Source organism: Sporosarcina quadrami, assembly GCF_014836615.1.
Classification (GTDB): domain Bacteria; phylum Bacillota; class Bacilli; order Bacillales_A; family Planococcaceae; genus Sporosarcina; species Sporosarcina quadrami.
The window spans coordinates 1-26,422 of the sequence record NZ_JACSQN010000018.1; the positions used below are offsets into that span (position 1 = coordinate 1).

Below are 26,422 nucleotides of genomic sequence, written 5' to 3' on the forward strand. Positions count from 1 at the left end.
CCCTATCTACATTAGGAGCTTTTTTGTTTATTTGCAAGAGTTTTTCTGTAATATTTTGTACGCTCTTACTGTTTTTTTCTTGCCATTCAACGCTGGTGACCAGTGCCTGTGCAGCGCACAATTCAGTAAATACACACCCCATCACAACAGTTTACTAAGCTCATCAATAAAAGCGGGTCTTCTTTTATACTGCACTTGCAACTCTTCAACCAAACGAATTTGGACTTCTCGTCCACCAACTTTCTTAAATCGACGCAACATTTGGCAAATCCCTTTATATTGACTCCGGTTGTTTGTCCGGTCAGCCATTTCCTTAATATAAATCTTGAATAAATGAATAGCCTCTTCCTCATGTTCATCCATTAAGTACTTCAAAAAAGGCTCAATATGCGAAGGGTTTGCTCGTACATAGCGAAGCATGGCATCCATGTCTTCTTCCGCCTCAATCAACTGAAGATACACCCTATTATTCTTAGTCTCCAATTCATTTTTCAATCGGGCGTAAAATGAAGGGAAGTCATCCGCAGCAAGGTCTTTCAAGTCCCAGTAGTAATCGAACTCTCCGTCAACTACTAATTCACGCCCTAGAATTATCTGCTCTTTCGACGAGTTCATCTTCTTGTAGGCTGTATAGCGCCATTTTTTCCACCGATTTACTAACCCTTTACAGTCTGCGTCCTTTTTCTCGCCAACCATCGCCAGTTCCACTACGCGCTCATAATTATCATTATCCAATTCAATTTGCAACAATCGTTCGCGAAATGATGGATAGTCTAATTTGTCATGCATAAACTGACGCGCTTCCGCAACAGTACCATGCGTTTGGATCATCTCATACAACAAGTTGTAAATCCGCTCATTCGAATAATGCCCATAGCGATTTCCCGAATCATCTATCCATAATTCCAATTCACCAATCAATCTCCTGCGTAACGCATCATCTTCCGCAAACGTAGTACTGATGGAAAGTACATCGATGCGATAGTCTATCCATCCTTCAAACGCTTTGTCTTTCGAAAGCTGAATGAGCTTATCCAGGAGTTCTTTCTGCACATTTACATCTGTCGATTCTTCTGCAATACTTTGTATAATAGTCATTGTTTGATCAACTAAATCACCAATGGCGCCACCCGAATCATCCGCGTATTGATAAGAATTAACCGCTTCAGTCAGGAGCAAACCGGCAACCTCCATTGCTATCAAAGAATCTTCTATCGTTTCGACTCTCTCAAGTACGCGAGTTAAGTCATCCGCAAAATCATCGACATTTCGATAGGAAATATATCCTTCCTTCGCTAAAAACTTATGGGTAATCGAGTCAATCAGCTCTCTGCAACGATCCAGTTCCACCTGCCTGTCAACGCTTGCGTAGTTGAAAACCAACGTTTTATGCAATACGTGGTCTTCATCCGCCAAATCGACCAGTATTTCAATCAATTTTTCTTTAGATAAACTTCCTAGAACGTCTCTCAAGTCGGGTTGATTGCTTAGAGAAGCGTTCTGTTCAGGAAGCTCTCCCTCCTCGAAGTGATCCAGCATTTCATAATAAACCGCAACTTCATGCTTGCAAACCGGTCATAAATCGTAAGGGCAAGTGCATGCTGATGAAAGGATCGTATAAAGCTCGTCCATATGTATCGTCACTTCATACAAGTCTGTCCCTTCCACAAAAGCTTTGTATCGGCCCTCGCCCCTATGAGTAAGATCCTCGACCATTCCCGATGCATAATACTCAAATCCCCGGCCCAGTATAACGCGATTGACCTGATCCTTAAAATGGTAAAGATTCATCACGTTTCCCCCTCATGTCTTTTGCAAATATCATATCATATGGAATTCTGGTGCCACTAGATGTCAAGTGACATCGAGTACGTATCGGAATGATGAGATAGACAAAGCCGTCATTGCTTGAAACGTATGTTCGTTTAGGGTAAGCTTATTCTTAATAGCTACAGTACAAAAGAAAAGCGGCTTAGGGGTGACAAGAGTGGAAAATGATACGAATTTCTTAATGTACCAAACTGAAGACGGGGAAACAAAAATTAATGTGCGCGTGGAAGATGAGACCGTTTGGATGACGCAGAAAGCGATGGCAGAGTTGTTTCAGACTACACCACAAAACATTACGCTGCATGTGAAAAATATATACGAAGAAGAGGAATTATCGGAAAATCGAACATGTAAGGAATACTTACAAGTTCGAGTTGAAGGTTCACGAGAGGTTCATAGAAACGTTAAACACTATAACCTCGGAATGATTATCGCTGTTGGTTTTCGCGTCCGTTCGCATCGCGGCACACAATTTCGTCAATGGGCTACAGATAGGCTTAATGAATACCTTGTTAAGGGATTTACAATGGATGATGAACGATTAAAAGAAATACGCAATCTTGGTCAAGATTATTTTGACGAACTTCTATCACGAATTCGTGATATTCGTGCTTCTGAGAAACGCTTCTACAATAAAATCACGGACATATATTCGACCTCCATTGACTACTCGCCAAATGTGCAAATGACGAAAGACTTTTTTGCAAGAGTCCAAAATAAATTGCATTTTGCTATTCATGGCCATACAGCATCAGAACTGATTAAGCAGCGTGCTGATGCAACCAAAGACAATATGGGGTTAACTACTTGGAAAGGAGATCAGATTAGAAAAGACGACGTTACTATTGCTAAAAATTATTTAACGGAGAGTGAGCTAGATGATTTAAACCGAATTGTCACAATGTATTTGGATTATGCCGAATCCCAAGCGAAAAAACAAAAGCCGATGTACATGAAAGACTGGACGGAAAAATTAGATGCTTTTTTAGAATTCAATGAGCATGAAATTCTCAAAAACTCGGGGAAAGTCAGCAAGAGAGTAGCGGACCAGTTAGCAAAAGAGCAATATGACATCTTCCAACAACAACGATTATCAAAACCTGGGAAAGATGATTTTGATAGGTTTTTAGCAGAAAAGCGATTTAGATAAAGTCAATCTACAGACGTGGACACTATAGCATTCGACTCACTGAAACATCAATTAAAAAAGTACCCCCCTCCGCTAACTCATTATCACTTTGAAGTGAGAACTAGTTAAAGGATTACTAGAAGTTGAGATGGAAATCGGCTCTTCGACTTATAAGGGGAAGTAGTCTATATGGAAACCTATATCGCATAGAAAAGACGGTGATTCATTTGTTGGAAGTCCCTTCAGACTTAGTGGCGATGATAGACGGATCCACATGGAAACCCATTACAATCGGTCATTCAGAAGCTAGTACGTATTTATTGGAAGGCATGCAGGATAATTACTATTTGAAAGTGCAGCGACAGGGCTCTGCGTAGTCTCTTCGTGTTGAAAAAGAAAAGATGGAGTGGGTGGCCGGGCAACTCCCAGTGTCGCGTGTCCTTTTCTACGGGGAGGAGGCGTCGAACGAGTATTTATTGGCCACTGAAGTGGATGGTGTAAATGCTGCCGTCCCATCACATCTTAGCAATTTGCCTTCCGTGTTAGGGTCGTTAGGTGCGGGGCTGAAGAGGATCCATCGCGTGCCGATCGATAACTGCCCGTTCGATCAAAGGCTAGATAGGAAGCTAGCGGAAGCGAGAAGACGGGTGGACCAAAATCTCGTGGACGAGGATCATTTCGATGCAGAGCGTATCGGGAAGACAGCGGTGGAGCTTTTCGGACTGCTCCTCTCGCAAAAGCCTCACCAGGAAGAACTTGTCTTTGCGCATGGGGATTTTTGTTTGCCGAATGTGTTGATCGCTAACGATGAGGTGAGCGGTTTCATCGACTGGGGAAGAGCGGGCATTGCGGACAAGTACCAGGATCTGGCGTTGGCAATACGGAGCATCACCTCAAAGTTCGGCAAGGAATTTGTCCCGTTTTTTCTGACGGGTTATGGCCTAGCAGAAGTGGATGAAGAAAGGGTTTTTTATTATCAATTGCTGGATGAGTTTTTTTGAAGAACTCACTCCCTACATACTTTTGAAAGGATGATGACCGTGCCGCATACGCCCATCCCGGCAAGAGAACGCCTGCTTGAAGTGATCCACATCCTGGAGGCCTATTCAGACGAAGAGGATAAGCTGTCGATCCATGATATACATAGCCGTTTCCCCGAAGACGCGCAAGTGGGCATCGGGGCAGTGCGGGAAGATGTAGCAGCGCTTGAAGAATCCATTGTGTTCCCGGTTTCTCCAGTGCAAGAGAAACTAGGCATGCCAAAGCATTATTATTATGACGGCAGGCCGTTTGAAATCCACGAACTCCGCTTGCTCATGGATGCGATCAGTGCCGCAAAATTCATCTCTCGGCCTGAAACCGATCGTTTGCTCATGAAAATCCGTAAGCTGACAAGCCGGAGACTAGCAAAACAATTGACGAATGAACTGCATGTGGCGGAACCTTCAGCGCAAGACGCCACCAATATCGTTGCAACCGTCCAACTGCTCCATGAAGCAATCCACGATAAACGCATCGTTGCCTTCCAATACGGCCGCTATGGAACAGACCTTCAGTTCAAGTTAAGCAATGAAGGGCAAGACTACGTCATCCATCCACTCGGCCTCGTCTGGAACAATGACCGTTATTATCTCATTGCCTATTTCCCCCTGGCAGAAGAGATCCGACAATACCGGGTCGACCGGATGCGGAACGTCCGTGTGCAGGACGAGCCATTTGTACCTGCCCCGTACTTCGACCTGCATACATACACAAAAAAGATGTTCCATATGTTCGGCGGCGAACTCATCTCATTGGAAGCGAGATTTGCCGCTCAGCTCATTAATGTCGTCATCGACCGATTCGGCCTGGATGCCAATATACAAGATCATGAGGACGGGACGTTCCTTTTGAAAGCGCAAGTTTCGATGAGTGAAGGGCTCGTCCGTTGGTTGTTCCGGTGGGGCGGTGACGTAAAAGTCATCCATCCTCAACAACTTGTCAGTCGAATGAAAGAGGAAGCGGAAAAGATGTATAAGCATTATCACTAACCTTTGCGGATATCCGTAAAGGTTCTTCTTCTCGTGCCTTTAGAATGAAGGAGAAAGAAAAAAGGAGGGCATTGGAATGAAGAAATTAATGATGATTTGCAGTATGTTCGTACTAATGACACTCGCGGCTTGTGGGGATATTGACGAGAAAAATACCCGGGAAGTGAAGTCAAGTGCGGACGTTGCTTCAGAAACCGACGAAGCGACGGATGCAGAAAAAGAGGAAGTTGAAGAAAAAGAAAAGCCTGTCGGTACGCGGTCCAACCCATTGCCATTCGGTGACACGATCACGGTAAAAGAAAATATTTACGACGACAGCTTCAATTCCTACGAATCATTCGTCGACATTACACTTCTTGAAACAATTCAGGGCGACGAAGCGTGGAAACTGATCGAAGCGGAAAATATGTTCAATGAACCGGCGGATGACGGATTCGAATATGTGCTGGTGAAAGTAAAAGGATTCCTGAAAGAGTCCGAAACCGAAGATGACAGCCTCTATTTCAGCAGCATGAATTTCAAATTCGTGTCGAATGAAGGGGAAGTGTATGACTGGAAAACCGCGGTCATTCCGAATGAGTTGTCAAAAGAGCTTTACAATGGCGGCACCGCGGAAGGCTACATCGCCAATCAAGTAAAAGTCGGCGATGACTTTAAGATTTCCTATAACTCGAGCGAAGGATCACCGGTATTCTTTTTTGTGAAATAAAGAAGTGGAGATGAAATTGATGAAGAAAAAACTGTTGGCAATCCTGTTGTTATCGACTCTCACCTTGGCGGCTTGTTCATCAAAGGATGACGCTAGCGAAAAAGTGGATAACGGCAAACAAGAAGAGAAAAAGACGGAAGAAACGAACGGAGCAGTTGCCGTCGATAAAGGGCTAATGAACGTCGAAGTGACAATCCCCGCCTCCTTCCTGGAAGGCGAAGACATCGACGCCGTCGTAGCCGAAGCAAAAGAAGACGGCATCAAAGACGCCAAGAAAAACGCAGACGGATCCGTTACATACAAAATGACCAAAGCGAAGCACAAAGAAATGATGCAGGAAATGAAAACGAACGCAACGGAGTATATCGAAGACCTCATCAACAATGAAGACTTCACCTCCATCAATGACATCACCTACAACAAAGACTTCTCCAAATTCACACTGGAAGTCGACAAAGAAGCATTCGAAAACAGCTTCGACGGATTCGCAGCAATGGGACTCGCGATGTCTGGGATGTTTTATCAGTTGTTTGATGGGGTGGATACAGAGAAGTTGAGCGTGACGATCGATACGGTTGATTATAGTAGTGGGGAAGTGTTTGGCACGGTGAATTATCCGGAAGCGTTTGAGGATGGGGAGTGAGGAATGAGAGTCGAGGGCTGATGCTTTCGGCTTTTTTTATCTTCAAAAATGAAGCTCTACCAATGGGCGGTAATGCTAGGACGTTGATAAGTGTATCATGCAACCCCTTTTTTTGGTAAAACTGACCTAGTAGTGTAGTTATTTCTTTGAGAAATACATAATATGATAAGTTACTTACAATGATTTCCTGAAACTATACAGATGTTATGGTAATATTGAATTAATGATAATCTAATAAATTAAACCATATAGACTACGTTCATCTACTAGAACCTTGTAATGAGAAAGAGGGTTAGCATATGATCATTTATGAATCGACAAAAGAACAGTTCGTCGGTGATATTGTTAATGAATTACTTGTTGATCGATTGTACAACTCCTATCAGCAGAAGATCGGTCGTACTTCGAAAGCTGAAATCAGGTCATGGGAAAATTCCTTACAAAAGATGTCCAATGTCATGCAGGATGAGGCCATTCCTAACGATGCTTCTGTCGCTATCGAATTCAACATACCGAATACATCCAAGCGGGTAGACTTTCTGATTGCTGGTAACGACGGCCAACAAGATCACGTTGTCATTGTGGAATTGAAACAATGGGAAGTCGTGGAAAAAGTTCCGACACGTGACGCAATCGTGAAAACATACCTTGGGAAAGGAAATCGTGAGACAACTCATCCTTCCTATCAGGCCTGGTCATATGCAGCGCTCATTGAAGACTTCAACGAAAACGTCCAGAAGCAGGAAATCCAGTTGAAGCCCTGTGCATATTTACATAATTACAGAAAGACAGAAAATGATCCTCTTACAGATCCTCATTATGAAGATCATCTGGAGAAAGCACCAGTGTTTTCCAAAGGGGAGATAGAAAAATTACGCTCGTTCATCAAGAAATACATAAAACTAGGCGACCGAAATAAGCTGATCTATCAGATTGAAAACGGCCGGATTCGACCTTCTAAATCACTACAAGATTCATTGAATAACATGTTGAAGGGCAACGAAGAATTCATCATGATCGATGAGCAAAAAGTGTTCTTTGAAGAGGCATTCCACAAAGCAATCGAAGCTGCTAATACGGATACGAAGCAAGTTATGATCGTTGAAGGGGGACCTGGCACAGGAAAGTCCGTGCTCGCCATCAATTTACTAGTCAAATTGATCAACGAGGGGCTTGTCGCTATGTATGTAACGAAGAACTCCACGCCTCGAGATGTGTATTCCATTAAGCTCAAAGGTGATTTTAAAAAGACTCATATTGATAATTTGTTTAAAAGCTCAGGTAGCTTTACTAAGGTGGATGAGAATGAGTTTGATGTATTGATTATTGATGAAGCGCACCGATTAAATGAGAAATCGGGTTTTTATGGAAATATGGGTGAAAATCAAGTCAAGGAACTAATCAAAGGCTCGACATTCACGATATTCTTCATCGATGAAAATCAAAAAGTGACGTTGAGTGACATAGGAAGTGTTGATTTAATCAAGCAGTACGCTAAAGAGTATGAAGCAGATGTTATTTCGTGTAGCTTGACTTCGCAATTCCGTTGTGGAGGTTCTGATGGATATATCGCATGGCTGGATGATGTACTCCAAATTAGAAATACAGCGAATATGAATGATCTTGGTATGGATTATGATGTAAGAGTGTATGACAACCCCAATGAAATGCTAGCTGACATTGAAGCATTAAATAGTAAAAACAATAAATCACGGGTCATGGCGGGTTATTGTTGGGAATGGCCAACAAAGAAACGCAAAGATGTAAATCACCACGACATTCAGATTCCAGAATACGATTTCAGTATGAGTTGGAATGTCGAAAATACATGGGCAATCGAGAATTCTTCAGTCAGAGAAGCAGGGTGTATTCATACTGCTCAGGGATTGGAGTTTGACTATGTCGGCGTCATCATTGGCGATGATATGCGGTTCGAAGATGGACAAGTAATCACAGATTTTACTAAGCGTGCCAAAGGGGATAAAACCTTAAATGGCATTAAAGGAATTGCGAAGAAAGATCCTGAAAAAGCACATACGCTGGCTGACCCGATTATCCGGAATACATATAGGACATTGATGACGCGTGGGCAGAAGGGATGTTTTGTGTATTGTACAGATCCGGGATTGAAGGAGTATTTGGAAGAGCGATTGGAGAAGGTTTCGCTTTATAAGAAGGATAGGGAAAAGTTGTTGTATTTGGTGGATGTAAAGCAAGAATATAATATGAAAAAATAAAAAGTGTGAGGGTGTTTAGAACAGTAAGCAGATTATTTATTAGGGGGAGACGTCAATGAATGAAATGGAAATATTTGTAGAATTAATTGACGATAAAGAAGCTGATAGAATACTAAAGCACTTTGGTGAAACCCCATTGGGAACCAGACAAAACAAAGCCACGTTTGATCAAAAGAAACAACATATAAAAAAAATATTCAAATCATCAACGCCTAAAATGATTCGTAAACGAATTAAGGGCGCTGCAGATCCATTTTATACTTTTATAAGAGCTTATAATATCCCCAGGAAACAATCGTTTAGTAATTTTTTAGAATTTTTAGCTTTTATTAATGAAGTTAGGGATAAAGTACCCTCTTATATTAGATTTGCAGTTTTGTTCTTAGAGTATCCAGAGGAAGTAAAAATTAAATTAGAAGAAATCGAAAAAAACATTATAGCAGGAAAAGATCCTTTGCAATTTGATAAACATTTTGAAAGTGATGAAGCATTAAAAAATTATTTGAGGAAAAATAGAAGCTTCATTGGTGAGGGTGCTCCTAGAGATATTATTGAAACAATATCTGAGTTCCAACCTAATGAATACAATGAAAAATTAAAGAAATGCAAAGAACATATCAAAAGTTATAATCTTTTACAGTACTACAATTCTAGAGAGGTGTTTGAAAAAGAGTATAGTTTATCAATTTCCAATGCCGCATACATTCTTACACATTTAGATGAAGATTATGATGTGTCTATGTTATTGGCAATTGAAGCAATGTATCAGGTATTAAAAGTTCAAGACAACAATATTGAAGCCATAATTGAAAATAAAAACAAAGTATTCAAAGAGACACTACTTAGTAAGGAAAGAGAGTATGAAAAATCAAAAAATGTTAAGGAAGAGGAAATTTCAAAACTCAAATTAGAGTTATCCAAGCTTAGAAAAAAAATGAATGTAATAGAAAGAGAAAAAAGTATTATAGAAGAACAAATTGTTGGTTCGCAAACAAGGTTTCATGCGCTCGAAAAAGAAATGCAAGAGAAGTTTGAAAAACACTACGAATCGTCGGGAATTTCGATAAAAATTGCCGAGAAGGAAATTGAGATACTAAAAGATAAATTAAGTCTAAAAAAGATTATTGAGGAAGATAGAATCAATAAATTCAAGACTAGTAGTTCTAAATCTTACAATTGGGGAATTGTTTGCCTGACTGATTATGAATTAACAAGAGAAATATACCCTGAAATATTCGTTGCTAACTCTAATAGTAAAGATGAGGTAAGAAGACTAGTTTCTAATAACGACATTGATATTGTATATGTGTTAATGAAAGGATTATCTACGAGGCGATTTAATAATTTGAAAAAAGAAATTGAGAAAAATAATAAAATCTATGAAGTTTTGGATTTTGATGACTACAAGGAATTTATTGATTGGATTGGATATAAAAAAACAAAAGAAAGGAATGCGGTGCGAAAATGATAAAGTTATATTCATCAAAGATATTAGAACAGATAAAGGAAAACTATGTGGTTGGAGTTTTGGCGTCTGAAGGAGAATATATTCCAAGATTAGGTGATGAGCAATTACCTGTAACTTACTCTAATCAAATGGATGATGTAATTTTTTTTGTTAAACCATTGAGTCAAGAGCCAAAAGAGATTTTGGAGGCGCAGGAAAGTAGTAATATGACAAACCTATATATTGGTTTTGGAAGCAAAAGTATAAGTAATCTACCGTTGGAGTTTAAGTATAATTCAAACACAAATGAGAAGATTGAATATATAAAGGAGCTATTAAGTGGCAAACTACTGGTTTTTAAACCAGTATTAACTCAGAAGTCTGAACGATATCATAAAAATATTGACGACCTTATAGTTGAGGAAGAGTGGAAACAGGGATTGTCTTATTATGCAGTGCCAAAAGTAAACTTGAAACCAGTGGAGTTTGAATCGAAATTATTAGCAGAAGAAGCAATTAATTTAGAGCGATATAACCATGCGATGCCAGCTCCTCTCTATATATTATGCGGAAATTATATCTATGGGAATATTAAGGAGAATCAATGGAGAATCGACTCCTCTATCAATCATAATGCACGGGTGATTATCTCACCTGATAATGTAAAACGTGTGGAAATAACTGAGGATGAAAAACAGGAGTTTATTGGTTCTGATAGAGATTCAATAGTTTTCTTTGATGAGGAATTTATTAATACTATAATTGCTGATCGATTAGATTTTAATGGAATGAAATTAGGAGAATTAGAAGAGGAGATACTGATGCAAGAAGAACCTGAACAAGGTCTCGGTAGTGGTCGTAAAGACGAAAACACTAATAACACAAATCAGATTCATGAAATAACTTTTATTAGAGATTTAGAATCTAAAGCAAAATCACGAAATCTTGTTTATAGTAGAGAAGACTTAGTGAACTTTCACACTAGTGTTAAATCTAGTGCAATGACTATATTATCTGGTCAAAGTGGTATAGGAAAAACCAAATTGGCGACAATATACGGAGAGACTCTGGGTTTGAGTCAAGAGAAGAAAACAATGTTAATTATGCCTATATCGCCTGCTTATACAGAACCGGGTGATATCCTAGGCTATTTGAATCCATCTTCAGGTCTGTATATGCCAGCAGAAACCGGTTTGGTTGAATTCCTATTACATGCAGAAGAAAATGAAAATCAAGTACATATGTTAATTATGGATGAGATGAACTTGAGTCAAATTGAGCATTACTTCGCACCGTTTATATCATTATTAGAATTGGAAGAAAGAGAACGGTTCTTACATTTGTATAGTAAAGGCTCTGTTTGTCATAATGGCCAAACGTATAAACATAGTATCCAATTGAAAAATAATCTAGTAATAGTTGGTACAATGAATACTGATGAAACCACAAAAGACTTATCTGATCGTTTATTAGACCGTTCTAATGTAGTTGTGCTGGAGAAACGTTCATTTACTGATATAAAAAATGAACTTGAGAACTTTGATAGAAGTCTTACTTATAACTCTGGTTTGGAAGATGCCTATGGTGAAGTATATATGACATGGAAAAGCAAGAATGAAAACTGGAATGCATTCGAAGATCAGGAACTAGAGTTCTTCGATGAACTGGATAGTTTTATTTCTAATGTAGATCCTCTAAAAGGATTTTCAATTCGTAGTTTGATAAGAATGGGAGCATATATAAATAATTTGCCAGCAGACTCTTCAAATGAATATAACATTGAAAGACGGGAAGCTATTGATTTGTTTATAAAACAAAGAGTAATAACGAAAATTAGAGGACCAATAGAATTATACGAGGGTCTTATAGGGGTTTTAGAAGTGGGCGGACAAGAGCCTAATGGAGCATTATTTTCTTTATTCAGTAGTAACGCAGCAAACCAAATTAGTAATTTTAATAAGACAAAGAATGAATTAATACGAAAAGCAAGGGAGCTAAGTTTAAATGGGTACGCAACCTAAGGTTATATTCACAATATATCATCCTAATTCTAAGCCCTTAAAACGAGAAGTAGTTCTAGTATCCTCCTCACAAGTGGGGTATTCAGGAATTGAAGTTACTGAGTATGCTAAGGTTGACGTACAGTTAGTTTATCCAAGTGATAATAATGCGATTTTAAAAATAGAAACATGTGAATCTAATGATGAACTCAATCTTAAGCCATTGGATGTTGCGACGACCATCATGAGTGGAGCTAATACTGAATATATGTTGGTGCCGGGACATTATAGGTTTGAAGTTATCACTAGCAAATCCCATTTTGTTTCTTATTATACAGTACGATCAAAAGACTTTTCAGATGAATCATTATTAAATCTAAGATTATATTTAGAGAGCCTACTTCAAGGTTTATCGTATGATATAATTAGACAAAAATTAGGAATGGCTACTCCGATAGTGGATTTTAATCCTACCTTGTTACAGCTATTTCAATTCATAAATAAATACAAGGGACCTATTCAGCGTAACTTAGATATGATTTTACAAGACCCCATAACGGATCTTATCGGTGAATATACCGCTTCACCGGCCCCGAGGAAATTGGATAGTAAAAGTTTTCGATGGCAAGCCCAAAAAGGAGAACAAAAAAAATCTTTATCCTCATATCCAAGCCTTTATTATACAAAACATGCAACTTTAACATTTAATAATATAGAAAATCAATGGATAAAGTTTATTATTTATTTTTTCCTTCAACGCTTTCGAAAACTTGAAATGAGCTTCCAAAAAGAAATCTTACAAGTGTCTCAAAAAATAAAACATCAAAACATAATATTACAACAAAATAGGAAACAAATAGAAATAGGTAATAATGCTTTTGGATATAAAAAGTCACTCGAAGGACTAAATAGAAATAAGAAGAGAATAATTAATAGAATTGAGGAGTTAGAAAAAGAAAAAGGCAGCTATATAGAATACAGGAAATTCTTGCGTCAACTAAATAACTTCTTTACGGAGTATGAAGAAAACAACTGGATTAAACAGATACCAATTTTTAAACCTCGGAAAATTACTCAACGTCTATTAAAAGATTATAGATATCGAAAGATTTATTTGCTGTACAAAGAATTAGTAAAAATAGAATCAAAAAAGATTGAATCTAATTTACCTGGTCTTCAATTTAGACGAACCTGGCAGCTATTTGAATATTATAATGTTGGCTTAGTCATCAATATATTAAGAGAAAATAATTATAAGTGGGTTGATGGTTGGTTGGCTAGTAAAGACAGTCCCCATCATCATATAGGAACTTTACCACCTGATACGATCTTGCGTTTTGAAAAAGAAGATAGTGATCATTATATTGAAGTTGCATATGATACCGAAATCGAAAGTACAATAATTGATCAAAGTTATAGCCGTTATTTTAACAATGTAGGAAGAAGACCCGATATACGGATAACGATATATCATCAAGACGGTTCGCTGTATTCTGATAAAGCGGGTTTAATAGTAGAGTCTAAGTGTAGACGTCATAAATACTTAATTAATCAGAATATAGATCCTGATGTTAAGTTGCAACTACGGGATTTTAAAAACCTGGAGTATTTTGACTCCTTAGCGTTTCATAGGGGAAATGATCCTGTGAAGACACCGATCAATAAAGTAATAGTTTTATATCCAAAACAGAGTGGTGTTGATCCAGTTAAGGCAGACCATGTTTATGGAGAGAGTATGCTATATATTCAAGTTGAGCCAAGTGATCCAAACAGTGATATAAAATCATTTGGTTATGACATATTAAAAGAAAAGATAGATGATTTTTTATCGCAAATACAAGTAGAGGAGGGGGCTTATGTTAAATAAAGAAAAAGAAATCCAGAAAATTCTTAGAGGAAAATTCATGGAAGGTCCTAAACTATTATTGGATGAAGATTCAATTGGTATAAACTACTTCTCTGGTAACTTGAATTCTGCTTATTATGAGTTGTATGGAAATTCATCCATTTTTCGATTGATTATTATAGAGCCATCAACGAACTTATTTACTAATCAGTACGTAGGTAAAAATCATCTTCTATTTCTCCTATTGGAGGAGGAACAAGTTAGAGGTGGTTTTGTATCTTTAAACGTAGAAAATTTAGTTGATGAATTTGGAAAAGTATTTTCCTATCTAAGAGAGGAACAAATTGAGGAACTACATGGACTTTGGAGAAATTTCGCCTCTTTGCATTACATGAAATTAACTAAAGAATAGTATGTGTTTAAAATGGAAATAAAAGTTATAAGGCTCACACCTCGGAATTGATTGGATTAGGACCTTGTTTTGAGTGCAGTTTGAAGTGATACTGAAAACCCTCGCTGGATTAAAGTGGGATTCTGTTTCTATTATAGCAAAACTGCAACAGGAAATTTGATTGAAGGAAGAAAGATATTTCCGGTTCTATCAGTTTAAAGGGTAATATATAAAATCGGGTGACTGTGCATGATTTAATTCGGTTAATTCACTACAATTGCATATACATAAATTCTGAATGCTGTAGGAAATGTGTTTCACATTATTTTTTGTATATCCATTCAAATTGGTTGAATTAACGTGAATGTTTGCGGCACAGGCACCGTCATAATGCACCGAAAGCCAGCGACAATGGAAAAGAACGTAGAAGACGCAACTAAGCTATATTCTCAGGCCCAGGAATAAACTGTACTTGTGTATCCGTCATACGACAAGTCGAAAAAACGGTGCAAGGCAGCTCGTAAGACATTGACTAATGTCGTTCCTGACTTGGAAAAAATCGATGAAAATTCACCTTTAGAGCAACGCGTTGAATTTGTGAAAGCCTTCCAAGAATTGAACAACGCCTACGAATCCCTTGTAACCTACGATGACTACAACGATGACATGGAAACCTCCAAAGCGTTGCAGGAACAAGTCAAGACGTTGGAAAACTACCTTGGTGTATATAACGCAGTAAAGGGTTCCTTGATGGAAGAAGAGGGCGAGGGGGGAGAAGCAGAACCGGATTTCTCCTAGATTGAGTTTTATGGAGACAATACGACAAAGCTCTATGATATCGACTCCACTTACATCGACCGTCTACTAGAAACGTATACAGCGCATAACCAGGATACTCGTGGAGAGATTGAAAAAGCGCTTGCCAAATTGAACAAACCAGCAGCAAAAAGTGTTTATGAAAGAATCCTTAACGACATCGACGAAGGAAAAATCGATACACAGAAAGATATTCTTGCCGTCAAACGACGCTATTTTACAAATGCCTATAAAAGTACAATTGAAAACTTATCGAGTACATGGTTTGTAAATGAAGACCAGCTTCACCTATCCGCCATCCAATACGTACCTGGATCCGACACGATCCCGAACATCGGAGCAATCCTCGACAGCAAGCATTTTGATAAATATAAAGAGGTAAATCCTGATGCGAAGCCTTTGAAGTATGGTCCGCAGACGAAGCGGGAGTGGTTGCAGGTGTTGAATGAGGAGATTGTACCTTATGGGGATGAGTTGAGGTAGGTTTTAGTTATATCTTTAGGGAACAAAAAAATTAGAAAAGGCATTTAGATACTTTGACACGAACCCTCCAGGGAAATTTGCTGGAGGGTTATTTGGTTACTTTCTTGAAATCCCAGCAATAATGTTCATAAACTGTTCATTTGTAGTAGCAAACCATTTAATTGAAAAAGATATAATTTTCACTCTACTAATGTCGATTTCCATCACCTTCCATGGTATAATATAACCAATTAGAGGCTCGGGTAAAACGGTAGAGGGGGTTTTGTTATGAGAATCGATAGAGCAATTTTTAGAGAGGGGAGAAATGAAGAAGTTGTAACATTGGAGACGATAACAAGTCACGCTGATTACATAACAGTCAAAGAGAATTTGTACTGCGCTACCTCGGAATGTAATTGTAGACTTGTATTTGTTCCTGAGGGAGTTAAGGTAGCTCATTTTAAAAAGTGGAAAGGCTATGACCATGTTGAAGATTGTCCATATTTCAGAGAAACGATCATGGGCGCAAAATCCTTCCGTATAGTTGGTAAGAATATATCAAGGTTAAGAGATGGGCATGTGAAAAATGTATTGAACGATACATTTGATAGGTTTAATGAGACTGAGGAAGAACGTGTGAAAAGATTAGAACGCCAAAATAGCAATTCAAGAAAACGAAGAAATAAAGTGATAGAACGGCAAGACACTATGGAGTTTGAGGATGTATTCATGACCCTTCCTTCAACTTCTTTGAGTGTTGAAGAAGTAAAAGAAGGTGATAGAAATCCCACTGTGAAGAAAAGAATGTCGGTAGCAGACTTTGTTTTTTCAGATATTGGACTGACAATTAGTACTGTAGGTTATTTAAGAGAAGTTCATATAGAAGAAAAGTATTCACTTGTCATAATAGTTGATAAGCACGAGCATGTTTACTTCCCGCTTTATCTAGAAGAATTTTTCTATGAGAACTCCTCTCTCAATATTCGACCGATGATCGAAGGGTTAAAAAAGCTTTATGAGGAAAGTGAAGATGAAATTATTGTTACAGTAATTGGGGAAGTTGTTTTTAGGGGTGGACAATTCGGTATGATTGTTATGGATGAGAAGAAATTAAGTTTTAACAGAATGCGATTGGCGGGTCTTATTGTGTCAAGAACTACTCTATTTTGACTCTGAAATAAGCATACTTCGGAATTTTTCCGACCATTTACAACAGATACTTAAATTCATTTAAAGTGATTGTGGTAGTCCGAGTAGTGAAAAACTAATTACTGCATTTGCAACGTTTTTGATGACTGGTTAGGATTATTAATAAAATGATTGGAGTTATTTAAAATGGTGGGGTTGAAGACTTTTCATGAAATGGTTTATTGCTGAAGACGCAATAACAAAACATATCACGTTATTTTTTAAAACCATCTTCCGGAAGGAGAAGTTGAAATTCTCATTGAATTCAACATTGTTTCAGAACCTGGCACTTTTCCGTTTTGAAATACAAAGGAGAGTGATACCAGAGAGACCACGCGAAATCAAGATATCATACGAACTTTTCTTACGTAGGCATCAATAAATAACAAGCGTCCCAATCAAAAAGTCAAAGGTCATTGAAGAGCTGATTGAACTGGCAAAGGAAATGAACGAATCCTATAAAACTGGTGAAAACACAGGATTGTTTCAGGATGAAAGTAGAATTCTACGACGCTCTCTCTTCGCAAGATGCAACTGAGCTAATTTTGGCAACGACATCCTGAAAGTGATTGGACATGGTTTGACGAAAGCCATCAAGGAAAGTTTGGGTATTGACAGGAACTTGAGAGAATCGGCTCGGAGGAAGATGTGAATTACTTTGCAGAGGTTCTAGAAGAATTATTGAAATCCACCTGATTCGCAGAATCTTGTCCCGCTAGAAATATTATCATATTCGATTAAATTTATTATAAATTATTCGTCAAATAGGATTGCATTCGAGTTTAAAAATACTTTCAAGGGGGTTACGAATTGCCGGCTTATAAATATAAAGCGACTGGATACATTTTGGCTTTGTTAGTTGGAGGAATTGGTGCACATCATTTTTACTATCGGAATTATGTGAGAGGTACGTTATATTTATTGTTCTGTTGGACTTTCATACCCATAATTTTAGGATGGGTTGATATGTTTTTCATCGCAAAGTGGAACGATAAGATTAACTTGAGGATTAATGAGGTTATGCGAAGTTCTCAAAAAAGTACTATCCGCAAGCCATCTGTTTTAACTAATGCTACGCTTAGTGTAGCGGATAAGCCGGAGAATAGCACTCTTTCTTCCGAAGAACAAATACATAAATTGTCACAAGAGTATTCGCTACCGATTGGTCACGACATTATTCTTTCGAAGTACGCACATCTGACAACGCCTAAATATATCGAAGACAATGTTCGTGCTTTAGTTAAGCCAACCAAAGAAAAAAACCAAACGGGCTTCATTATCACTTATTCAAATAGTCAACAAGACTTTGCGAAGGATTCTTATAAATATAGAAATAAGAAGCATAGTAATGTGCCCGAAATTCCTTTAAAAGAGTATTGGACAACCTTTAGCAAGTTAAATGAGAGACAGCTGAAGTGGTATTTTTATTGGAGAGAGCAAGTGCTGAAAGGGAATTACTTAGATGTCGATTTAAGTTATTTGATTTTGTTCACTTATGAACTCATAAATTACACGTTCCACCAAAAGGCAGCCTTTAATGTAAGTATGTTGGTTAAGTTACATGACAATTATATAGAAAGAATTCCAAAAGTAGCGAACTACTTACCGGAGTGGATTGCAGACATGTTGATGGAGTTGAGTGAAGAAGAATTAGCAAAGGAGTGGCGTAATGAAGTAGAGACGCTGCCATCCTTGTATTCGCAACTTATTGAAAAAAAGGAGATTCTCGAGAAGATTTCTATTCCAACTTGGAGGCCTTATTTCCGTAACTTGCGTGAGACGGTATTTTTCTCGAACAATAAGAGTAAGATCTACAAAACTTTCAAAGAAAGCATTCCGTTGCTTAAATCTTATCATGAAGAGCAGGGAAATTCACTTGAAGATGTATGGTTCGAAAGAGCGGAACAGCGTAATGTAAGACCTCTTTTCAGGAGTGCCGTTTTAGCAAGGGATGTAGATGATGTTCATATTTATACGACTACCTATGTTCCTACTGAAATGCTTTATAACGAAATTACTGCCCTATTTAAGATGGCGGAAAATGTCACCCGCTTATTGAATGGTGAAAAACGGGAAATTAAAGTGGAGAGTGGTATATTGCCAGACGATTTTCAGCAGCGGATTGTTGAAAGACTAGAAAAAGCTAAGAGAACCAACAAGCGTTTTACAGTTGTGCAGGAAGTAGGAAGCGTTCAGGGTGGAAGTGGAATTCCGCAACCTGATATTGGGAATGAATCGGCAGAAGAACTGGATGACTTAAATCGTTTTGCAGCCATTCAATTCAATGACGAGATTATAGAAGAAAAAGCTAACGAGAATAAGGCTTTGCAAGAAGAGTTTCTGACGTTCTTCGAAAGCCATTCCTTCAACAATGATGTGTCGCAATCAACTGAAAGTACTCTTAAACAGAATGCTTTAGAAAGAGCAGAAGACTCTTCGATTAGTGTTGCAGATAATTCCTCTGAAGTAATACTGCTACCAAAAGAAGAAATCGCTCTTTTTAAACAACATCAGTTTCTGGAGAGTATTGAAGTTGGCGAAGGGGATCTCAATGAATTTATAGAGTCATTGACAACTATTGAGATGGAGTTTTTATCCCGGTTTGAAAACGAACAATTTAACGGTGAGGAAGCAAAAATGTTCTTGAAGCAACGGGGACAGATGCTTGGAATGGTTTTGAGTACGATGAATGAAAAGGCAAATGAATTTCTTGGAGATAACCTTTTGGAGGAAATGAGTGAAAGAATTATTCTTTATGAAGAATTCGGAAAGGTGACATTATTAGCAAAGGAGAGAGCTATCCTTGAAAATTAATAAACGTGATTCAACTGCTATTTTAAACTCATTACTGGGCGGTGTCGTGCCTAGTAGAGGTTTGCAATATATCATGGTAGGCCGTGCAGAAGAAGCTAAACAAATTCTTTCAGATTTGTCAAGTGTGAAAAATGGATCTTCGATTATTAAGCTTTTCATTGGGCCGTTTGGGAGTGGAAAGAGTTTTATCCAAGCTTTAACACAACAAATTGCATTTGCTGAAAAATTTGTTGTCACGAAAGCGGACTTCACGCCTGAAAGAAGACTATATGGAAGTGAAGGAAAGGCCGTAGCTATATATACTGAGCTAATGAAAAATATTTCCACATCCACGGTGCCGGATGGTGGGGCTCTTCCAACAATCTTGGATAAATGGATTAGCGAAGTATTGTCATTGGTTGTTAAAGAGAAGAATTATCTGACTGTGGAATTTGATAATCAGGAGTTCATTAAGGATGTTGAAGGTGAAATCACCTCTATTGTCAATAAGATGGATGGGCTTACAGGTGGTTATGATTTTGCTCGGATACTAACTTTGTATTTTCAAGGATTTATCGAAGATGATAATGACCTTCAACGTAGAGCAATTCGATGGTTATGTGGAGAATATGGAACTAAGACTGAAGCAAAAGCTGAATTAGGAGTAAGAGATATTATTAATGATCATAATTATTATGATTACATTAAGGTCCTTTCTCAGTTCGTTAAGCAAATTGGATACTCTGGATTAGTCGTTAATTTTGATGAAGCCATTAATCTGTATAAGATTACACATCCGCAGACAAGAGACAAAAATTATGAAACCATATTAAAGATTTATAATGATACCTTGCAAGGAAATATAGAGGGGCTGTATATAACTTTCGGAGGTACACCTGAATTTTTAGAGGATGAACGTCGTGGATTGTTTAGCTATGGAGCATTAAAACGTCGTCTGCAGTCCAATCCTCATGAAACGATTGAATTCCGAGATCTAACCCAACCAGTCATCAAGTTGACCCCTCTTCAGCTAGATGACACGTTCGTTCTGCTTCGGAATCTTAGAGACATCCATGCAGGCCATTTCGGATATGATGTAGATATTAGTGATGAAGAGATTAAAAATTTTCTTCGCAGTGAGTATTCAAGACCGGGTGCTCAATTGCATTTAACGGTTGGCGATATTATTAGAAACTTCTTGGGAGCTCTGAATATACTCCATCAAAATCCAAGTTATAATCGGTCTGAAATTTTTGGGGAGAGAGATCTACATACAAACACAGTATCCGATATTCATTCGCGATTTTCCAGGACAGAAGGGTAGTGAATGGAATGGACTCGTTTGGATTGTTATCACAAAGTATTCAGAAGAAGATTTGGGATATGAAATGGGACAGCTTCACTGAGATTCAAGATAAGACAATTCCTGTGATTTTACAAACAGAAAGAGATGTTGTCATTTCTTCAGCAACAGCATCCGGAAAAACGGAGGCCGCATTTTTGCCTATTATTTCTTTAATTGAAAAAGAGGCTGCGACTTCTTTGAAAGTCTTGTACGTATCGCCACTTAAGGCGCTAATTAATAATCAGTTTGGAAGAATTGAGGAGCTCTGCGAGTACACAGATATCCCCATATACCGATGGCATGGTGATATCAACCAAAACCAAAAGAAAAAGTTTATGAATCAACCCGCTGGGGTCCTACAAATAACGCCAGAATCAATTGAAAGTCTGTTTATTAATAGAACAGGACAGCTGCAACTAATTTTTCGAAATTTGGACTTCATTATTATCGATGAAATTCATTCTTTCATTGGAAGTGAGAGAGGTGTGCAACTCCGCTCCTTGTTATCTCGAATTCAAATTTATACACTAAACAAGCCAAGAATCATCGGATTGTCAGCCACGATTGACAATTTTGAATTAGTGAAACGATGGATTAACTTTAACGACATTGAGAATGTCGAAGTTATTCAAGCTTCAAATAGTGATAAGAGATTACTATATCACCTGATGCACATGCCGACAGGTGAGGATAGAAAAATTCCTGTTGAATTATTTGAAGATATCCGTGACTTGACAAGGTATCAGAAAGCAATCATCTTCTGTAATAGTAGAGGCAGCGTAGAAGAGACTACGGTATTTTTAAATCGACTAGCCGAGAGAGAGAAGATGGGAGAAACCTATTACGCACACCATTCATCGATAGATAAAAAGGAAAGAGAGTTTGTGGAAAAAACGATTATGGATTCCAAGTTACCTAAGAGCGTGGTAGCCACAAGTTCATTGGAATTGGGCATCGATATAGGGGACGTTGATGTTGTCATTCAATTGGACAGCACTTTTACCGTTTCTTCCTTAAAGCAAAGGTTAGGGAGGTCTGGTAGGAAAAAAGAGGCTGATCAAATGTTGCAGCTATATTCGACCAGGGAGGACAGCCTTCTACAGTCATTGGCTGTAATGGTATTGGTGCTTGAGAAATGGGTAGAGCCATCCGCTGATTATCAGTTTCCTATTGACATAGCATTCCATCAAATCATATCTATTTGCCAGGAGACAAATGGTTTGAGGAATAGCGAATTGACAAACAGAATTGAAATGAACCATATTTTACACACTTTAGATAGTTTTGATGTTCAACTATTGATTGATCATATGATTGAGCAAGATTACTTGGAAATTATCCGGGGAAGAGATGATCTAATCGTTGGAATTGAAGGAGAAAGGATATTAAGGAACAAGGAGTTTTATTCGGTCTTTATAACAGCTGAGGAATATGAAGTTTTATCAGGAATTAGAAGAATTGGTAAACTGGACAAATCACCTTTCCTCAACGCAGGAGATAATATAATATTAGCGGGCAAGTTGTGGACAATCATGGATGTTGATGCAGATAAAAACAAAGTGTATGTTACTGGCGCGTCGAATGGTAAGCCTCCTCAATATGCAGGCAATGGAGGGAAGATACATAAACACATTGGTGAAAAAATGTGGGCAATCGCCTGTTCGAATCAACAATTTCCATACATAAATGATGAAGCGGCTGCAACTCTTAACAGCATGCGAGCAAAGTATAACCAGTATGGATTTACTTCGGATTGCAGGCCTATTTGGATAGGGAAAGAAGAAATAATTATAGAGACGTTTACCGGAACGACCATTTCCAGAACTTTAGCTTGGTTGTTAAGATCGTTCGGGGTCGATGTGCGAGGAATAGATGGTATTGGTAGGATACAAATTACTGGGACACCGGATATTTGTTCAATTCTAAAAAAAATAAAACGAAATGATTGGCAGCCGGGTGATTTGATTCCATACACGAAAGAGCATGAATATCATTTTTCAAAGTACTCATCATACTTGCCGAAAGTTTTGCAGGATAAATTTCATCTGGCTCATGAAGTTGATATAGAAACAACATTAGAGTATTTAAAGCTTTATGAGTTTAGACAGGTGATGTTGGTTTGAATTTGGAAAAAATCATAAAAGATGCATACCCCGCCACGATTTCGGCTTGAGATTTATGTCTTTCAATTTGATGGGGGTACGGGAGAGCGAAGGCGGATGAAAATAGAGTTTATTATTGTCTATAACTAAATGAGTTTTTTAAGGAGTTTCCTAACGCCATATGAAAAAATCCTGTCCTGTAGACTTAATCTCTAGTACCAGATTCTCGCTGTATTTATTTACAAATTATTATGTATATATAACCATAAAATCCTTTCTCGATTAAAAATATCTTTAGGCGGTGTCTAGATGAAATATATAGGTTTCGAAATAGAAAATTATCGGGCAATTGAATACATAGAAGTGAAGATTTCCAACTCCCTTATACCTATTATAGGGATAAATGAGTCGGGAAAGACTTCAGTTCTGAAAGCAATCCTCTCATTTGATAAATTAAAAGACAACTATAATAAAGGAGAACATCTGAACTATAAGAATAAATATATTTACAAAGAAAAGGAATGTAATATTGTAGCAAATATAGTTTTAGAAACAGAAGAAGAAGTAGAGAAGATAGCTAGAAAAATGAAATTAAAAGTAGGTGATAGTTTATACGAGAGGCTAAAAGAATATGTCCAAAGTCAAAAAAGTATTAAAGTATCAAGATCCTTGAATGACAAAAAATATAGCCTTGTAAACTTCCCTGTAGAAGATGAAAGAAATAAAGAATTAGCTGAAAAGATTTTCGATGAGCTACCAATTATTCTGTATTTTGATGATTTTAGCGATCGAGTTCCCGATATTATAGATTTCCCAATTAACTATATAGAAAAAGGTTTGCGAAGTAGCACAAGTATACAAGCAGAATGGCGCAATCTTCTGGAAGAGATATTTCTTAGATCGACTAATGGAGAAGATGAATTAAAAGATTTTTTGGAAATGACAAATGAAGATGATAAAGCTGCATTACTTAGTGACGTAAGTGACCAGTTAAATAGTGACATCATAAATGAATGGAAAAAACTTAAAAGCAAAGGTAGCAAAGCTTTAGCAAATGATGAAGACGACTTGGAGTTAATAATCAACTATATATCACCAACTGATGACAACCCAAGTTACAGTTTTCAATTCAAGGTGATAGATAAAACTGTTGGAGGAAAAAAAAGACAATTTAATGTGATTGAGAGAAGTAAAGGATTTCAATGGTATTTCAATTTTATTATAAAATTGAAATTCAACGCGAAATATAAGAATAATCCTTCGAATGCAATTTACTTATTAGATGAACCAGGCTCTTATCTTCATTCATCTGCTCAAGAAGAATTATTAAGTGAGTTGAAGGAAATCTCTAAAAAAAATACATTGTTATATTGTACACATTCACAATACTTATTAGATCCTGATAGCATTAATGTCTCTACTATTAAGATTGCAGTAAAACAAGAAGGAAAAGTTAATCTAATATCTTTTAACTCTTATGGAAAAAATAACAGTCAGGGGGCACTTAGCCCATTACTCGATGCTCTTCACTTAAAGACAGGTTTAGGGAATATTGACAATAAGAACATAGTAATAACGGAAGGGATAACTGATTATTATTTTATTAATATGTTAATGGAATACAGAGAAGATTTTTCTTGGGCTAATATGCGTATTATCCCTGGGATGGGTGCTGCTAACCTAAAAGAATTGATATCTTTAAGTATAGCAAGTTCGAACAAGTATTTAGTTCTACTGGATAATGATAAAGCTGGAAGAACTGCATTTGATACTTACGTTTCATATTTTGGTGAACAAGAGAGTAGTAATTTCAAGCTTTATAATTATGAAAAAGAACCTTTTGAGTTGGAAAACTTTATTACTTTCAATGATGCAAAGGTGATAAAAGAACTTACATCTTCAAATGATTTGAAAACTGCTATAGTATCTCTCTATTTCTTATCTAATGAGCGTGAAAGGAGGAGAGTTATTAAAAAGTTGGAGGACGAGAATTTGAAAGTTCTAAGAGAGTTAATTAAACAACATTTTTTGTGAAAAAATATATATTCAAGAGAAAAGATGTGCTTAGAACCTAGTTCGATATTCTAGAACATAGCCCCTTCAAGAAGTGGGTTATAAGTGAATTATTCTAGTGACTGGCACTTGCGTGTTGACTCAGTAAACAAAAGGAGGATTTCATGCTAGAAAACACTATGATAGCCGGCTTCTACGAAGGCATTTTACTATTTTTGAAGATGTTCATCACCTCAAGCGCATTCCCATTTGTCGTTCTTTTTATGATTCTTTCGATGGTCGTTCGTTGGAAGATGCCGGTGATCAAAGGTATGTTTGGGGAATGGGTAGTAAAGTCAAAACTGCGAAGATTAGGGGAGTCCTATACGGTTTTCCACGATGTGTATATTCCAAATGGTGATCGTGGTCTGACGCAGGTCGATCATATCGTTACGTCTGTGTATGGCATTTTTGTCATTGAGACGAAGCACTATGCGGGATGGATTTTTGGTGATGAATACAAACCGGACTGGACGCAAGTCATCTATAAGAAGAAGACGAAAATGCACAATCCGATACGACAGAATTACGGACATGTGCAGGCTTTATTAACTTACATAGGACAAGCTGAAATGCAGGAACTAGATGTTCATTCGATCATTGCATTCTCACCGAACTCGACGTTTAAATTCAAGAAGGAATTTACGTCAGCACATGTTATCAAGTTTGGAGAATTGTTGAAGACGATTAGACAGTACAAAGAGCAAAGGCTCAGTGAAACAGCCGTGAAGGATGTCAATGAAAAGCTAACAAAGCTTTTAGCGGTGGATAGAAGTGATAAGAAGCAGCTGAAGACTGAGCATATGCAATCGGTGCGGAGGGCGAAAAGTGTCAAGCGATCGGTTGGAAAACAAGCTAGGCCTATGAAGGAAGTAGCCTCTTCAGTGAATGGTGTGTGTCCAACGTGTAATGGAGAATTGGTAATGAAGAAGGGTAGGTATGGGGAATTTTATGGCTGTGTAAATTATCCTAGCTGCCGGTATACGAAGAATATGAATGTGGAAAGAAAAAGTAGTTAAGGGCTTGAAGAGTTTTAAAGACCCATCAAGACAATTTGAGTCGGTTTCATAATAAGATCAAATGAAGAAGTTCTATTGGACGCTCCACAATCATTAACAGGTGAGCCGGGAATTGATTGGGACGGAGAAGAGGCAAGTGCTTTTATAGAAATACCTGTTTCATCATCCTCTGAGATGTTTCAAGTCATGATGGAATTCGCTCGAAAACAATCTGCCGATAGAATGAAAGTGTTGTTTGTTGCACTGGATGGACGAAATCCTTTCCGTCGATTTAAAAATACAGTTATAGAACTGGGAATCGATGAAGAGTGGTTTGATTTTGAAAGGATGTATGCAAGAAACATTATGACTTAGTGGCTGAAAACAGTTTAGAAAGTTACTTG

The 26,422-nt window shown here is 37.7% G+C and carries 18 protein-coding genes and 2 pseudogenes; 19 read left to right on the plus strand and 1 reads right to left on the minus strand.

Features of this window, described 5'->3' with window-relative positions; genetic code table 11:
• Nucleotides 1-141 precede the first annotated feature (141 nt).
• Nucleotides 142-1,539 carry a hypothetical protein gene (locus H9649_RS15320; RefSeq protein ID WP_191695771.1) on the minus strand — a complete coding sequence of 466 codons (1,398 nt, stop codon included), beginning with the start codon at nucleotides 1,537-1,539 and terminating at the stop codon, nucleotides 142-144.
• Between the two features lie 448 nt (nucleotides 1,540-1,987).
• On the opposite strand from H9649_RS15320, the gene H9649_RS15325 reads away from it, so the two are divergent.
• From H9649_RS15325 to H9649_RS15415, 19 genes and pseudogenes are all read left to right on the plus strand, one after another.
• A complete protein-coding gene (locus H9649_RS15325) occupies nucleotides 1,988-2,980 on the plus strand; it encodes a virulence RhuM family protein (RefSeq protein ID WP_191695772.1) in 993 nt (330 codons plus the stop codon).
• Between the two features lie 209 nt (nucleotides 2,981-3,189).
• Nucleotides 3,190-3,336, plus strand: a complete 147-nt coding sequence (locus tag H9649_RS15330) for a hypothetical protein (RefSeq protein ID WP_191695773.1) — start codon at nucleotides 3,190-3,192, stop codon at nucleotides 3,334-3,336.
• A 15-nt stretch (nucleotides 3,337-3,351) separates the two neighbouring features.
• Nucleotides 3,352-3,960: pseudogene (locus H9649_RS15335) on the plus strand (APH(3') family aminoglycoside O-phosphotransferase); the annotation flags it as partial.
• 39 nt (nucleotides 3,961-3,999) lie between these two features.
• Nucleotides 4,000-4,989, plus strand: coding sequence for a helix-turn-helix transcriptional regulator (locus tag H9649_RS15340; protein ID WP_191695775.1), 990 nt, complete (start codon nucleotides 4,000-4,002; stop codon nucleotides 4,987-4,989).
• Between the two features lie 76 nt (nucleotides 4,990-5,065).
• Nucleotides 5,066-5,698, plus strand: a complete 633-nt coding sequence (locus tag H9649_RS15345) for a hypothetical protein (protein ID WP_191695776.1) — start codon at nucleotides 5,066-5,068, stop codon at nucleotides 5,696-5,698.
• A 19-nt stretch (nucleotides 5,699-5,717) separates the two neighbouring features.
• Nucleotides 5,718-6,341: a hypothetical protein gene (locus H9649_RS15350; RefSeq protein ID WP_191695777.1), complete on the plus strand. Its 624-nt coding sequence runs from the start codon at nucleotides 5,718-5,720 to the stop codon at nucleotides 6,339-6,341.
• 299 nt (nucleotides 6,342-6,640) lie between these two features.
• A complete protein-coding gene (locus H9649_RS15355; protein ID WP_191695778.1) occupies nucleotides 6,641-8,578 on the plus strand; it encodes a DUF2075 domain-containing protein in 1,938 nt (645 codons plus the stop codon).
• A gap of 55 nt (nucleotides 8,579-8,633) precedes the next feature.
• On the plus strand, nucleotides 8,634-10,046 hold the full coding sequence (locus H9649_RS15360) for a hypothetical protein (protein ID WP_191695779.1): 1,413 nt from the start codon (nucleotides 8,634-8,636) through the stop codon (nucleotides 10,044-10,046).
• Nucleotides 10,043-12,046, plus strand: coding sequence for an AAA family ATPase (locus H9649_RS15365; RefSeq protein ID WP_191695780.1), 2,004 nt, complete (start codon nucleotides 10,043-10,045; stop codon nucleotides 12,044-12,046). The genes H9649_RS15360 and H9649_RS15365 overlap by 4 nt, the downstream gene beginning before the upstream one ends.
• Nucleotides 12,030-13,892 carry a DUF2357 domain-containing protein gene (locus H9649_RS15370; RefSeq protein WP_191695781.1) on the plus strand — a complete coding sequence of 621 codons (1,863 nt, stop codon included), beginning with the start codon at nucleotides 12,030-12,032 and terminating at the stop codon, nucleotides 13,890-13,892. The genes H9649_RS15365 and H9649_RS15370 overlap by 17 nt, the downstream gene beginning before the upstream one ends.
• Entirely contained in the window at nucleotides 13,882-14,283 is a 402-nt protein-coding gene (locus H9649_RS15375) for a hypothetical protein (protein WP_191695782.1), read from the plus strand. The genes H9649_RS15370 and H9649_RS15375 overlap by 11 nt, the downstream gene beginning before the upstream one ends.
• A 357-nt stretch (nucleotides 14,284-14,640) precedes the next feature.
• Nucleotides 14,641-15,561, plus strand: a pseudogene (locus H9649_RS15380) (type I restriction endonuclease subunit R, EcoR124 family); the annotation flags it as partial.
• Nucleotides 15,562-15,828: 267 nt separating this feature from the next.
• On the plus strand, nucleotides 15,829-16,710 hold the full coding sequence (locus H9649_RS15385) for a hypothetical protein (protein ID WP_191695783.1): 882 nt from the start codon (nucleotides 15,829-15,831) through the stop codon (nucleotides 16,708-16,710).
• A gap of 828 nt (nucleotides 16,711-17,538) precedes the next feature.
• Nucleotides 17,539-19,542, plus strand: coding sequence for a TerB N-terminal domain-containing protein (locus H9649_RS15390; protein ID WP_191695784.1), 2,004 nt, complete (start codon nucleotides 17,539-17,541; stop codon nucleotides 19,540-19,542).
• On the plus strand, nucleotides 19,532-20,845 hold the full coding sequence (locus H9649_RS15395; RefSeq protein WP_191695785.1) for an ATP-binding protein: 1,314 nt from the start codon (nucleotides 19,532-19,534) through the stop codon (nucleotides 20,843-20,845). The genes H9649_RS15390 and H9649_RS15395 overlap by 11 nt, the downstream gene beginning before the upstream one ends.
• An 8-nt stretch (nucleotides 20,846-20,853) precedes the next feature.
• On the plus strand, nucleotides 20,854-22,989 hold the full coding sequence (locus tag H9649_RS15400) for a DEAD/DEAH box helicase (RefSeq protein ID WP_191695804.1): 2,136 nt from the start codon (nucleotides 20,854-20,856) through the stop codon (nucleotides 22,987-22,989).
• A 288-nt stretch (nucleotides 22,990-23,277) separates the two neighbouring features.
• Nucleotides 23,278-25,002 (plus strand): ATP-dependent nuclease, encoded by a 1,725-nt coding sequence (locus H9649_RS15405; protein WP_191695786.1) that lies wholly within the window; start codon nucleotides 23,278-23,280, stop codon nucleotides 25,000-25,002.
• A 143-nt stretch (nucleotides 25,003-25,145) separates the two neighbouring features.
• The gene (locus tag H9649_RS15410; protein WP_191695787.1) at nucleotides 25,146-26,039 is read left to right on the plus strand and encodes an NERD domain-containing protein; all 894 of its coding nucleotides are present in this window, start codon (nucleotides 25,146-25,148) and stop codon (nucleotides 26,037-26,039) included.
• Nucleotides 26,040-26,114: 75 nt separating this feature from the next.
• Complete coding sequence (locus H9649_RS15415) at nucleotides 26,115-26,393, plus strand: hypothetical protein (protein WP_191695788.1); 279 nt, start codon at nucleotides 26,115-26,117, stop codon at nucleotides 26,391-26,393.
• Nucleotides 26,394-26,422: the final 29 nt, after the last annotated feature.